The following is a 13,052-nucleotide window of genomic DNA, read 5'->3' on the forward strand; positions in this document are numbered from 1 at the left end:
GGTCAGCCGGCGGGGACGCGCTGGACGGTGTGCGGTGTGCGGACGCCGTGCAGGGCGGTCGTCCCGGGGGCGGTCCACCGGGTGGCGGTCGCGCGGGTGAACGCGGCCGCGCCGCCGGCCAGCGGGACCGTGGCCGTCGTACGGGACAGGTCCACGGTGAGCGTCGGGGTGGTGGACGGCGGATCGATGAGGTCCTTGTCCGTGCCCGCGACGATCAGCGCCAGGCGGTGGCCCTTGGGTACGACGTGGTCGGTGGCCGCCAGGTCGAGTGTGATCGTGTAGGACTTGCCCGGGGTGAGCGGGACGCCCTTGCCGGGGTCGGCGTAGGTGCCGAGGTCGGCCCAGCCGCGGCTGAAGACGGTGTAGTCGACGGCCTTGGTCCTGGCCGCGGTCCGCAGGAAGCACGCGCTGTCGCCGGCCGTGCTCTCGCCCCAGCAGGTGCGGTCGGTGAGGGTGGTGATGCCCTCGGCCGCGTCGGCGTAGTCCCGGATGGTGTCGGGGCCGAGGTCGACCAGGACGGCGGTCAGGTGGGCCGAAGAGGTGGTCGGGGTGGCGGTGACGGTCACCTTCGACGAGCCGGACAGGCGCAGGTCGCGGGTGAGCGGCGCGGTGAGGAAGCCGGCCTTGTCCGAGGTGGGGGTGGCGAGCTGGGCGGCCCAGTCGGTCTCGCTGTGCCGCGGGTCGTCGGTGAACGTCTCGGTGCCGAGGCCCCGGCTCAGCCCCAGGGTGCCGACGCCGGGCCGGCTGCCGGTGGCGGGGCGCAGGGTGGTGGCCTGCGTGTCGCGCGGCGGCCAGGCGGAGGAGGTCACCCACTGGTCGGGGTGGCGCTCGATGTCGGCGGTCGGCTCACGGTCGATGCCGTTGTCGTAGCCGAGGAGTTCGTGGTCGAACCAGCGGTGCAGGGTGTCGACCCAGGCGTCGCGCCGGTAGTCGAAGGGGTCCACGTGCCCGGTCTGGGAGAGCCAGATCTTGCGCTCGACGCCGTGCCTGGCGAGGGCGTCCCACCACTGGCCGAAGTGCTTGGTGCGGACGTTGAGGTCCTGCATGCCGTGCACGAGGAAGACGCTGGCCCTGACCTTGGCGGCGTCCTTGACGTAGTCGCGCTCCGTCCACAGTCCGGTCCAGTCGCCGCTGCGCGGGGCGCCGTCGACCAGTTTCTGCTGGACGGCACCGCACTTGGCGAGGGCCGCGTCGCTCTCCACCGCGCCGGCCAGCCAGTCGGGGCCCGAGGCGTAGAGCGGGGCGCCCTGGGCGAAGTAGTAGTCGTACCAGGAGGAGATGGCGCTGATCGGGACGATCGTCCTGAGACCCGCGACACCGGTGGCGGCCACGCCGTTGGCGATGGTGCCGTCCCAGCTCTTGCCGATCATGCCGGTCCTGCCGTTGGTCCAGGTCGCCTTGACGGTGGTGGTGCCGGTACGGCTGCGGTACGCCTTGGCACGGCCGTTGAGCCAGTCGATGACGGCCTTCGCGGACTGGATGTCGGAGCGGCCGCCGACGTCGACGCAGCCGTCGGAGCGGTTGGTGCCGGCCAGGTCGACGCCGACGAAGGCGTAGCCGCGGGGCACGAAGTAGTTGTCGTAGAAGAGCGGCATCTGGACGACGTCGCCGTTCGCGTCGTACGTCTTCACCTGGCTCTCGTTGCCGCGTCCGCAGCAGGAGTAGTAGGGGCTGGCGTCCATGATGACCGGCACCTTGCGGCCCTGCGCGGCGGGTTCCGCGGGCCGGACGATGTCGGCGGCGACGCGGTCGGTCCTCCCGTCGCCGTCGGAGTCCAGGCCGGTGTCCACCCAGACGGCCTCGCGGATGGCGTTCGCGTACGAGTAGACGGGCCGGCTCTCGTGAGGGGTACCGGCGGCCTGGGCGGCGCCCGGGGTGAGGAAGGCGGCGAGCAGGGCTGCGACGGCCGCGACGGCGAGCTGTCTCCAGATCGTGAAGCGCGTGCGTTTCGGCATGCGGCGGACGCTACCTCGGTCAACTCCCGTGCAGAAGGGGGCATCTGGGGGACCTGTGGGACGGATTGCGGCCGAATGGCGATCGTGTGACAGCAGGTGCCATGGACAGGCCAGGGGACACAGGGACTGAATAGGCTCCGAACAGTTTGGTGCTCCATCGACTTGGCGCCGCCCACCCGGAGGGGGCGGGTGCGCCTGGGCCCCCTACCGACTTGGAGTTCTCGTGCACCGCAGAATCCTCGCGCCGGCCGCCCTCGCGGCGGCTTCCCTGCTGCTGGCGATCCCGGCATCGGCCGCGAGCTACAGCCCCGGCGCACCGGGCATCGGCGACCCCTACTACCCGTACTACGGCAACGGCGGTTACGACGTCTCCCACTACGACCTCCGGTTGCAGTACCAGCCGGCCACCGACGAACTGGCCGGTACGGCGACGATCCTGGCGCGCACCACGCAGGACCTGTCCAGCTTCGACCTGGACTTCCTGCTGGACGTGAGCGAGGTGCGGGTCAACGGGGTGAAGGCGGACTTCGCCACATCCGGCCAGCACGAACTGGTGGTCACGCCCAGGTCGCCGCTGGCGAAGGGCACACCGGTCACCGTCGTCGTCCGCTACAGCGGGGTGCCGTCGACGAAGAGCGCGTACGGCTTCGACACGTGGCACCGCACACCGGACGGGGCGGTCGCGGCGGACGAGCCCGAGTCGGCCTGGTGGTGGTTCCCGAGCAACGACCACCCGCTGGACAAGGCGACCTACGACGTGTCCGTGGCCGTCCCCGACGGCACCCAGGTCATCTCCAACGGCCTGCTCCAGTCGTCGAGTTCGCAGCGCGGCTGGACCCGGTACAACTGGCGGCAGAACAAACCGCAGGCGACCTATCTGGCCACACTGGCGGTCGGGAGGTTCGACATCACGACGAGCACCTCCGAGGGCGGCGTTCCCGTCGTCAACGCCTACAGCAGGGACCTCGGTGACAACGACGGGGCGGCGCGGGCGAGCGTGGAGCGCACCGGGGAGCTCGTCGACTGGCTCTCCGGCTACTTCGGGCCATATCCCTTCAGCTCGGCCGGCGGCTACGTGCCCAACACCACCACCGGGTACGCGCTGGAGACACAGACCCGCGTCTACTACAGCCCCAGGCAGTTCGCGAACGGCGCCAACACCTCCGTGGTCGTGCACGAACTGGCGCACCAGTGGTACGGCGACGACGTATCCCTCAAGGGCTGGAAGGACATCTGGCTCAACGAGGGCTTCGCCCGCTATGCGCAGTGGCTGTGGTCCGAGCACGAGGGCGAGGGCACGACGCAGGAACTCGCCGACTACGTGTACGCCTCCCATCCGGCCGACGACGCGTTCTGGACGGTGAAGCCGGGGGATCCCGGCCCCGACGACCAGTTCGACCTCGCTGTCTACGACCGGGGGGCGCTGGCGGTGCAGGCGCTGCGGAACGCGGTCGGGGACGACGCGTTCTTCGCGATTCTGCGGGGCTGGCCGAAGGAACACGCTTATGGGAACGCTTCGGTGGCCGACTTCGAGGAGTACGCCGAGCACGTGTCGGGGAAGTCGCTGGCGGGGTTGTTCGACACGTGGCTGTTCCAGCCGACGAAGCCGGCGGCGCCCGCGCGCGTGGCGGTGAAGACCGTGGGGCATGTCGCGCAGCCCAAGTCCTGGAAGCGGATCGAGGCTACGAACGACGTGCACTAGGCGGTTCGCCGGGCGCGGCGGCCGGTGGCCGCGGGCCGGCCGTGGCTGCGCGCGCCCGCCCGGCGGAGCCGCAGGATGCCGCGTGCTCGCGCGTCCCGCGCACATCCCGGTGTCACAGTGCCGGTGTGACAGCGATACTGCTGCACATGACGACCGACACCGACGGCGGCTCCGGGGAGCCCGCGCTCACCATCGACGAGCTGGCCGCGCGGGCCGGCACCACGGTCCGCACGGTCCGCTTCTACGGCACCAAGGGGCTGCTCCCGCCGCCGGTGATCGGTCCGCGGCGGGTGGGCCACTACGGGCGGGACCACCTGGCCCGGCTGGCGCTGATCGAGGAGTTGCAGCACCAGGGCATGACACTGGCGGCGATCGAGCGCTATCTGCGGCGGCTGCCGCCCGGCCTGAGCCACCACGACCTGGCCATCCACCGGGCCGCGGTGGCCTCCTGGGCCCCGGACACCGAGGAGACGGTGACAGCCGCGGAGCTGCGGCGGCGGGCCGGGCGGCCGCTGGCCGAGGAGGACGTCGAACGGCTCGTCGCCATGGACGTCGTACGGCCCGAGGGCGACGCCTACCGTCTCGACCCCGGCCTGTTCCGGCTCGGCGTACAGCTCCTCGACGTGCCGCTGTCCGAGAAGGCGATCCTGGCCGCGCGCACGGTCCTGACCGAGCACGCCCGGGCGGCCGCGCACGAGCTGTCCCAGCTGTTCCGGGCCGAGGTCGCGGAGCGGACCGAGGCGGACGTGAAGTCCCTGTCCGCCCACATGCAGCCACTGGTGGTCCAGGCACTGCTGACGGCCTTCCAGCGGTCGCTCAGCGCGGAGGTCCGCCAGTGGCTCGCGGGCCCCTGAGAAGGGCCCGCTCCGCGCACCCGGCCCGGTGCCGGCTCAGCGGCCGTCCGTGAAGGTCTCCCCCCGCTCCGCCTTCGCCAGCAGCAGCGCGGGCGGGGTGAACCGCTCGCCGTAGGTGTCGGCGAGTTCACGCGCGCGTGCCACGAAGCCGGGCAGGCCTGCACCCGCCCCGCCGTAGGCGCCGTAGCCGTTGATGTACTGGAGGACGCCGCCGGTCCAGCCCGGGAAGCCGATGCCGAAGAGCGAGCCGATGTTGGCGTCGGCGACCGAGGTGAGGACGCCCTCCTCCAGGAGGCGGACCGTGTCGAGGGCCTCGGCGAAGAGCATCCGCTCCTGCATGTCCCGGAACGGGATCTGGTGGCCGGCCTTCGTGCTGTGCTTGCCCGGGGGGCGACCCCCGGAACCCCCGAAATGCTCGCGCAGGCCGGGCCACAGGGCGGTCCGGCTGCCGTCCTCGGCGTAGTCGTAGAAGCCCGCTCCCCCGCTGCGGCCGGGGCGGCCGAACTCGTCGACCATGCGGTCGATGACCGCCTCGGCGGGGTGCGGGGTCCAGGTGCCGCCGGCCTCCTCGACGGCCCGCCGCGACTCGCGGCGGATCTTCTGGGGCAGCGTGAGGGTCAGCTCGTCCATCAGGGAGAGCACCTTGGCCGGGTAGCCGGCCTGGGCCGCCGCCTGCTCGACCGAGGCGGGCTCGATGCCCTCGCCGACCATGGCGACGCCCTCGTTGATGAAGTGGCCGATCACCCGCGAGGTGAAGAAGCCGCGCGAGTCGTTGACGACGATCGGCGTCTTGTTGATCTGCCGGACCAGGTCGAAGGCGCGGGCCAGGGCCTCGTCGCCGGTGCGCTCGCCCCTGATGATCTCGACGAGCGGCATCTTGTCGACGGGCGAGAAGAAGTGCAGGCCGATGAAGTCGCTCTGGCGCTCGACGCCCTCGGCGAGGGCGGTGATGGGGAGCGTGGAGGTGTTGGAGCAGAGCAGGGCGTCGGGGGCGACGACGGACTCGATCTCCTGGAAGACCTTGTGCTTGAGAGCGGTGTCCTCGAAGACGGCCTCGATGACCGCGTCGCAGCCGGCCAGGTCCTGCGGGTCCGCGGTGGGCGTGATCCGCGCGAGCAGCGCGTCCGCCTTCTCCTGGCTGGTACGGCCCTTGGCGACGGCTTTGGCGCAGAGCTTCTCGGAGTAGCCCTTGCCCTTGCGGGCGGCCTCGGCCGAGACGTCCTTGAGGACGACGTCGATGCCCGCGCGGGCGCACGAGTAGGCGATGCCGGCGCCCATCATGCCCGCGCCGAGGACGGCGACCTTGGTGACCTTGCGGGGCTCGACGCCCCGCGGCCGGTTGGCGCCGGAGTTGACGGCCTGGAGGTCGAAGAAGAACGCCTGGATCATGTTCTTCGAGATCTGCCCGGCGGCCAGCTCCACGAAGTAGCGGGCCTCGATGACCTGGGCGGTCTCGAAGTCGACCTGGCTGCCCTCGACGGCGGCGGCGAGGATGCGGCGCGGCGCCGGGTAGGGGGCGTTGTTGGTCTGCTTGCGCAGGGTCGCCGGGAAGGCGGGCAGGTTGGCCGCGAACTTGGGGTTGGCGGGCGTGCCGCCGGGGATCCGGTAGCCCGGCGTGTCCCAGGGCTGCCGGGACTCGGGGTTGGCGTCGATGAACGCGCGGGCCTTGGCCAGCAGCTCTTCGGGGGTCGCGGCCACCTCGTGGATGAGCCCGTTCTCCAGCGCGCGCGTGGCGTTGTACTGGGTGCCCTGCAGGAGGACCTTCAGCAGCGCGTCGGCGATGCCGAGGAGGCGCACGGTGCGGACGACTCCGCCGCCGCCGGGGAGCAGGCCGAGGGTGACCTCGGGGCAGCCGATCTTGGTGCCGGGGGTGTCGAGGGCGACGCGGTGGTGGCAGGCGAGGGTGAGTTCGAAGCCGCCGCCGAGGGCCGCGCCGTTGATCGCCGCGACGACCGGCTTGCCCAGGGTCTCGATGCGGCGCAGATCGCGCTTGACGGCGAGGCCGCCGTCGAAGAGGTCCTGGGCGGTCTCGGGGGTGACCCGGATGAGGTCGCGCAGGTCGCCGCCGGCGAAGAAGGTCTTCTTGGCGGAGGTGAAGACGATCCCGCGGATCGAGTCCTGCTCGGCCTCCAGGCGGTCGGTGACCGCAGCGAGGGACGCGGCGAAGGCCGCGTTCATGGTGTTGGCGGACTGGTCGGGGTCGTCCAGGACGAGCGTGACGACGCCGGTGTCGTCCTGTTCCCAGCGGATGGTGGTGCTCTCGGTCATGTGAGGGTCTCCGTGAGGTCTCTTGGTTCCGCCGGGGTTTCAGACGCGCTCGACGATGGTGGCGATGCCCATGCCGCCGCCCACGCACAGGGTGGCGAGGCCGTAGCGCTTGTCCTGGCGCTCCAGTTCGTCGACGAGCGAGCCGAGGATCATCGCGCCGGTGGCGCCGAGGGGGTGGCCGAGGGCGATGGCGCCGCCGTTGACGTTGACCTTGTCCAGGGACAGGCCCATGTCCCGCGCGAAGCGCAGGACGACCGCCGCGAACGCCTCGTTGATCTCGACCAGGTCGATGTCGTCGATGGTCAGGCCGGCCTTGGCGAGGGCCTTGCGGGTGGCGGGGGCGGGGCCGGTGAGCATGATGGTCGGCTCGGAGCCGGAGACGGCGGCCGAGACGATCCGCGCGCGCGGGGTGAGGCCGTAGCGCTCGCCGATCTCCTTGGAGCCGATGGCGACCAGGGAGGCGCCGTCGACGATGCCGGAGGAGTTGCCCGCGTGGTGGACGTGGTCGATCCGCTCGACCCAGTGGTACTTCTGCAGCGCGACCGCGTCGAAGCCGCCCAGTTCGCCGATGTCGGCGAAGGAGGGCTTCAGCCTGGCGAGCGAGTCGGCGGTGGTGCCGGGACGCAGGTGCTCGTCGTGGTCGAGGACGACCAGGCCCGCGCGGTCCTTCACGGGGACCACGGAACGGTCGAAGCGGCCCTCCTTCCAGGCGGTCGCCGCGCGTTCCTGGGAGAGCGCCGCGTACTCGTCGACGTCCCGCCGGGAGAAGCCCTCGATGGTGGCGATCAGGTCGGCGCCGATGCCCTGCGGCACGAAGTTGACGGCCAGGTTGGTCATCGGGTCGTTGAACCAGGCGCCGCCGTCCGAGGCCATCGGCACCCGGGACATGGACTCGACGCCGCCCGCGAGAACGAGGTCCTCGAAGCCCGAACGGACCTTGGCGGCGGCCATGTTGACAGCCTCCAGACCGGACGCGCAGAAGCGGTTCTCCTGCACGCCGGCGACCGTGTCCGGCAGCCCGGCGGCGATCGCGGCGATCCGGGCGATGTCGGAGCCCTGGTCGCCCACCGGGCCGACGACACCGAGCACGATGTCGTCGATGGCTGCCGGGTCGAGGCCGGGGAAGCGGTCACGGATCTCGTGGATGAGTCCGACGACCAGATCGATGGGCTTCGTGCCGTGCAGGGCGCCGTTCGCCTTGCCGCGGCCGCGCGGGGTGCGGATCGCGTCGTACAGGTACGCTTCGGTGCTCACTGACAAGCCTTTCAAGGAGGGTTTTCGCGCGGTGGGGGCAGAGCCGGTCTCCGGCCGGCTCAGAGCCAGTTCTTGACGGTCTCGACCAGCCGGGCCGGGTCCGGGCCGACGGGGGCGATCTCCAGCATGGTCACGCCGGCCTCCCGGAAGGCGGCGATGCGGTCACGGACGTACCCCTTTGGACCACACAGGGATATGAGCTCGCAGAACTCGTCGGGTACGGCCGCCTCGGCCTCCTTCTTGCGGCCGGAGAGGTACAGCTCCTGGATGAGCCGGGCCTCCTTCTCGTAGCCGTAGGCGACGGCGAGGTCGTTGTAGAAGTTCTTGCCGGGGGCGCCCATGCCGCCGACGTACAGGGCGATCCGGGGGCGGGCCAGGTCGCGGACGGCGGCCGCGTCCTCGCCGATGGCGAGCAGGCCGCCGGCGACGATCTTCAGCTCGCCGAGGGCCGGGTCCCGGCGGGCGGCGCCCTCTGCCAGCGGGGTCCCCCAGACCTGGTGGGCCTTCTCGGGGATGAACAGGGTGGGCAGCCAGCCGTCGGCGATCTCGGCGGTCATCCGGACGTTGGCGGGTCCGAGGGAGGCGACGTAGATCGGGACATCGGGGCGGACCGGCTTGGTGAGGATCTTCAGGGGCTTCCCGAGGCCGCCCGGGCGGGGCATGTCGGTGATGCCGTGGTGGTCGATGACCTCGCGGCGCAGGATCCGCCGGGTCAGCTCGATCGTCTCGCGGGTACGGCCGAGGGGCTTGTCGTACGCCTTGCCGTGCCAGCCCTCGACCACCTGCGGGCCGGAGGCGCCGAGGCCGATGATCGCGCGGCCGCCGGAGATCGCGTCGAGGCCGGCGGCCGTCTGGGCGATGAGGGCGGGGGTGCGGGAGTAGACGTTGAGGATCGCGGAGCCGATCTTCATCCGTTCGGTACGGGCGGCCAGGTAGCCCATGATCGTGGGCGAGTCGAAGCCGTAGGCCTCCGCCACCCAGACCGCGTCGAGGCCCGCCGACTCCAGCGCGGCCGCCCGGTCGGCCGCCGCACGCGGGTCGCCCGCGTAGTCGAGGAAGGTCGAGAGCTCCATCAGATGCCGTCCTTGTGGTCGTCGTCGAGGAGTGCCGGTACGTCCCAGTCGCGGGCCACCGCGCCGGTGTCGGCGCCGGGCCGGGCGGGAGGGGTGCGCACGGTCGTGGGGCTCACGGAGAAGCGCGGGGCCGGGGCCGGCTGGGTGATGCCGCCGTGGTCCGTGAAGGTGCCGCGGGCGGCCAGATGGGGGTGGTGCGGGGCCTCGCGCAGGGAGAGGACGGGGGCCACGCAGGCGTCGGAGCCCTCGAAGACCGCCGTCCACTCGTCCCGGGTACGGGACTTGAAGCGGGCGGCGACGCGCTCGCGCAGCTCGCCCCAGCGCGTCCAGTCCTTGCGGGCGTCGGCCAGGTCGTCCAGGCCGCCGAGAAGCCGCAGGAACTCGGCGTAGAACTGCGGCTCCAGGGCGCCGACCGCCATGTGGCGGCCGTCGGCGGTCTCGTAGGTGCCGTAGTACGGGCAGCCGCCGTCCAGCAGGTTGGCCGCGCGCCGGTCCTGCCAGCCGCCCGCGGCCACCATGGCGTGGATCATCGCGGAGAGGTGCGCGGTGCCGTCCACGATGGCGGCGTCCACGACCTGGCCGGTGCCGCCCGCGCGCGCGTGGTGCAGGGCGGCGAGGACGCCGACGACGAGGTAGAGGGAGCCGCCCGCGTAGTCACCGAGCAGGTTGGCGGGGACGGCCGGGGGTTCGTCGGGGCGGCCGATCATGCCGAGGGTGCCGGTGACGGCGATGTAGGCGATGTCGTGGCCGGCGCGGTGGGCGAGCGGTCCCTGCTGGCCCCAGCCGGTCATCCGGCCGTAGACCAGGCGGGGGTTGCGGGCGTGGCAGGCCTCGGGGCCGACGCCGAGCCGCTCGGCGACGCCGGGGCGGTAGCCCTCGATCAGGATGTCCGCGCGGGCGGCCAGGTCGAGGACGCGGGCGGGGCCGTCCGGGGACTTCAGATCGACCAGCACCGAGCGCTTGTTGCGGTTGGTGACGTCGTACGCCGGGTCGACGCCGAGTCCCGGGCCGCCGGGCCGGTCGACGCGGACCACGTCGGCGCCCAGGTCGGCGAGGAGCATGGCGGCGAAGGGGCCCGGGCCGATGCCGGCGAGCTCGACCACGCGCACGCCGGAGAGCGGGCCGTGTCCTGGCGTCCCTGCCGTGGTCATGCCGCCCCCAGTCATGTGACACAACTGATGTAACACCGATGATGCTAAGAACGCGCTCCCCTGGGCACAAGAGCCAACGAGCACGTGGACGAGCAAGCGCTTAGTCAAGATACCCCGCAGGGGTGCGTCCGCACTCCTCACGCTAGCCTCAGCCACCGACAACGGCGCGGGTTGCACGACCGAGGGGTGTCATGCGCAGGCTGAAAACGACGGACCGTCCCTATGACCTCGTGCTCTTCGGAGCCACCGGCTTCGTCGGCGAGCTCACCGCCGAGTACCTCGCCGCCCACGCGCCAAAAGGCCTGCGCTGGGCCGTCGCGGCCCGGGACGGACGCAGGCTGGAGGCACTGCGTGAGCGGCTGCCCGGCGGCGCCGGGGTCGGGTTGCTGCGCGCCGACGCGGCGGAGCCCGCCACGGTCCGCGCCCTCGCCGAGCACGCGCGCGTGGTGGCCTCGGCGGTCGGCCCCTACCTCCGCCACGGCGAGAGCCTGGTCGCGGCCTGCGCGGACACCGGCGCCGACTACCTGGACCTGTGCGGCGAGCCCGAGTTCGTGGACCTGATGTACGTCCGGCACGACGCACGCGCGCGTGAGACAGGCGCGCGCCTGGTGCACGCGTGCGGTTTCGACTCAGTCCCGCACGACCTGGGCGCGTATTTCACGGTCCGGCAGCTGCCGGAGGGCGTGCCGCTGACCGTGGACGGGTTCGTGACCGGCGACGCGGCCTTCTCCGGCGGCACCTTCGCCTCCGCACTGGACCAGTTCGCACGCCCCCGGCAGCTGATCGCCGCCGCGCGCGACCGCGCCCGGCACGAACCGCGGCTGATGAGCCGCCGGACGAGCGCGCCGACGGGTGTCCCGCGGTTCGCGCCCGAGGTCGGCGCCTGGGCGCTGCCGCTGCCCACCATCGACCCCCGGATCGTGCACCGCTCGGCCAAGGCCCTGGACCGCTACGGCCCCGACTTCCGCTACCGGCACTACGCGGCCGTCGAGCACCTGCCGGTGGCCCTCGGCGGGATCGCGGCCGTCGGCGCGGTCGCCGCGGCCGCCCAGCTGCCGCCCGCCCGGCGCTGGCTGTCGGACCGCCTCAAGCCGGGGACCGGGCCGGACGCGCAGAGGCGGGCCCGCAGCTGGTTCACGGTCCGGTTCGTCGGTGAGGGCGGCGGACGGCGGGTGTTCACGGAGGTCTCGGGCGGGGATCCGGGCTACGGCGAGACGGCGAAGATGTTCGCCGAGGCCGCCCTCTGCCTCGCCTTCGACGACCTGCCGCCGACGGCCGGCCAGGTCACCACCGCGCAGGCGATGGGCGACGCGCTGACCGAGCGGCTGCGCGCGGCCGGGATCGGTTTCCGGGTGGCGGCCACCCGCTAGGCGTATGGGTCACGAGCCCGCAACAGGCCCTACGGCCCGGCCGGGGCCCGGCGGGGGACGCCGTCAGGACTGCCACTGCAGCACGGTGTAGAGCATGCCGACGATCCAGGCGAACCCCGCCACCACGGCGAGGGCCAGCGCCGCGTTCACGGCGCGCTCGGCGGACCGGACGGGGCCGGCCGCGGACTTGGGTGCACGGTGGTGTGTCGTCATGCGGGCCAGCCTGCCGTCGGACTGTAACAACGGCATCCGCACTCGTACTCAGAATGGCTACTCAGGACCGCTGCTCAGGCCTGGGCTTCGCGCAGCGCCCTGCGGCACAGCGCGTCCGCGCGGCGGGTGGTCTCCGGCAGGCGGTACCGCGGGGTGAGCGCGAGGGTGTGGGCGCAGGCGTTGTCGAGGCTCACCCGGTGGCCGGCGGAGACGAAGACCGGCTTGACGGCGTCCCGGGTGCGCAGCGCGCGGCCGACCTCCTCGGCACCGGCGAGCAGCGGCGCGTGGCTGCCCCGCGGGGCGCCGGGGTCGTCGTACGCGAAGGCGAAGGGATTCTTGGCGACGCCGATGGTGGGCAGGCCGGTGAGGACGCCCAGGTGGCTGGCGAGGCCGAAGCGGCGCGGGTGGGCGAGGCCGTAACCGTCGCAGACGACCAGGCCCGGCGGGCAGGGCAGCGCGTCGAGGGCGGCGCGTACGGTCGGGATCTCGCGGAAGGCGAGCAGTCCGGGCACGTACGGGAAGGACACCCGGCCGACGGCGGTCGCCTCGGCGAGGACCTCCAGGGTGGCGGCGTCCAGGACGACGGCCGCCGCGGCGACCAGATCGCGCTCGTCGTCGTAGGCCACGTCGACGCCGGTGACACGGCCGGTGCCGGGCGGCGGGCCCGGCTCGTCGAGGATCACCCGCCCGCGCAGTTCGTCCTGTACCGCCAGGGCCTGTTCCTCGGTCGCGGGCCAGCCCGCGGGTGCGCGTACCGTCGTCGTCATGGTGGGCACGAGCGTACGGCGTGCCACGCGCGCGTGCGGTGCCCGTGGGCCCTGACCGCACGCGCGCGTGCCGCGGAGTATCAGCTCTTCTTGGCGTTGACGGCGCGTTGCAGCTCGGCCTTGTTCATGTGCGAACGCCCTTCGATACCGCGCTGCCTGGCCTCGTTGTACAGCTGGTCCCGGGTCGGGCCCTGGGAGCCCTGCCGGCTGCCCGACCGCTGGCCGCCGCGCTTGCCGGACGACATGTCCTGCGTGGAACTGCGGCTGGCGGACTTGGACTCACCGGACCGGGCGCGCTCCTTGTTGACCGTCCGAGCGGCGATCTCCTCGGCACGGCGCTTGTTCTCGCCCCGGTCGAGCGCGCTCTCCTTGATGTGCTCGTACTGGCGTTCCCGCTTGGGGCTGGATCCGCTGGGCATGGCCGCTCCCTTCTCGGTATGCGGCG

11 protein-coding genes are annotated in these 13,052 nt (G+C 72.5%); 3 read left to right on the forward strand and 8 right to left on the reverse strand.

The features are described 5' to 3' along the window. Positions 1–2: 2 nt before the first annotated feature. Positions 3–1,955, reverse strand: a complete 1,953-nt coding sequence (locus tag LQ326_RS26485; RefSeq protein ID WP_234540364.1) for a Xaa-Pro dipeptidyl-peptidase — start codon at positions 1,953–1,955, stop codon at positions 3–5. A 223-nt stretch (positions 1,956–2,178) separates the two neighbouring features. On the opposite strand from LQ326_RS26485, the gene LQ326_RS26490 reads away from it, so the two are divergent. Then, complete coding sequence (locus tag LQ326_RS26490) at positions 2,179–3,657, forward strand: M1 family metallopeptidase (protein ID WP_234540366.1); 1,479 nt, start codon at positions 2,179–2,181, stop codon at positions 3,655–3,657. Between the two features lie 146 nt (positions 3,658–3,803). Further along, on the forward strand, positions 3,804–4,511 hold the full coding sequence (locus LQ326_RS26495) for a MerR family transcriptional regulator (protein WP_234540461.1): 708 nt from the start codon (positions 3,804–3,806) through the stop codon (positions 4,509–4,511). Positions 4,512–4,547: 36 nt separating this feature from the next. On the opposite strand, the gene LQ326_RS26500 is transcribed toward LQ326_RS26495, so the two are convergent. Genes LQ326_RS26500 through LQ326_RS26515 form a run of 4 tightly spaced genes read right to left on the reverse strand, consistent with a single transcriptional unit; the run spans position 4,548 to position 10,257 of the window. Further along, on the reverse strand, positions 4,548–6,779 hold the full coding sequence (locus tag LQ326_RS26500) for a 3-hydroxyacyl-CoA dehydrogenase NAD-binding domain-containing protein (protein ID WP_234540367.1): 2,232 nt from the start codon (positions 6,777–6,779) through the stop codon (positions 4,548–4,550). A 39-nt stretch (positions 6,780–6,818) separates the two neighbouring features. Further along, positions 6,819–8,033 (reverse strand): acetyl-CoA C-acetyltransferase, encoded by a 1,215-nt coding sequence (locus LQ326_RS26505; protein ID WP_181806755.1) that lies wholly within the window; start codon positions 8,031–8,033, stop codon positions 6,819–6,821. 59 nt (positions 8,034–8,092) lie between these two features. Continuing rightward, positions 8,093–9,106 carry an LLM class F420-dependent oxidoreductase gene (locus LQ326_RS26510; protein ID WP_234540369.1) on the reverse strand — a complete coding sequence of 338 codons (1,014 nt, stop codon included), beginning with the start codon at positions 9,104–9,106 and terminating at the stop codon, positions 8,093–8,095. After that, entirely contained in the window at positions 9,106–10,257 is a 1,152-nt protein-coding gene (locus LQ326_RS26515) for a CaiB/BaiF CoA transferase family protein (RefSeq protein WP_234540371.1), read from the reverse strand. The genes LQ326_RS26510 and LQ326_RS26515 overlap by 1 nt, the downstream gene beginning before the upstream one ends. A gap of 191 nt (positions 10,258–10,448) precedes the next feature. On the opposite strand from LQ326_RS26515, the gene LQ326_RS26520 reads away from it, so the two are divergent. Continuing rightward, on the forward strand, positions 10,449–11,627 hold the full coding sequence (locus LQ326_RS26520; protein WP_234540372.1) for a saccharopine dehydrogenase family protein: 1,179 nt from the start codon (positions 10,449–10,451) through the stop codon (positions 11,625–11,627). A 63-nt stretch (positions 11,628–11,690) separates the two neighbouring features. Here LQ326_RS26520 and mmpA read toward each other — a convergent pair whose 3' ends face one another. From mmpA to LQ326_RS26535, 3 genes are all read right to left on the reverse strand, one after another. Next, positions 11,691–11,840 carry a morphogenic membrane protein MmpA gene (gene mmpA / locus LQ326_RS26525; RefSeq protein WP_234540373.1) on the reverse strand — a complete coding sequence of 50 codons (150 nt, stop codon included), beginning with the start codon at positions 11,838–11,840 and terminating at the stop codon, positions 11,691–11,693. A 74-nt stretch (positions 11,841–11,914) separates the two neighbouring features. After that, entirely contained in the window at positions 11,915–12,607 is a 693-nt protein-coding gene (locus tag LQ326_RS26530; protein WP_234540375.1) for an endonuclease V, read from the reverse strand. A gap of 80 nt (positions 12,608–12,687) precedes the next feature. Continuing rightward, the gene (locus LQ326_RS26535; RefSeq protein WP_234540376.1) at positions 12,688–13,026 is read right to left on the reverse strand and encodes a plasmid stabilization protein; all 339 of its coding nucleotides are present in this window, start codon (positions 13,024–13,026) and stop codon (positions 12,688–12,690) included. Positions 13,027–13,052 lie beyond the last annotated feature (26 nt).

The sequence above is a fragment of the Streptomyces shenzhenensis genome (assembly GCF_021462265.1).
Taxonomy (GTDB): Bacteria; Actinomycetota; Actinomycetes; order Streptomycetales; family Streptomycetaceae; genus Streptomyces; species Streptomyces shenzhenensis.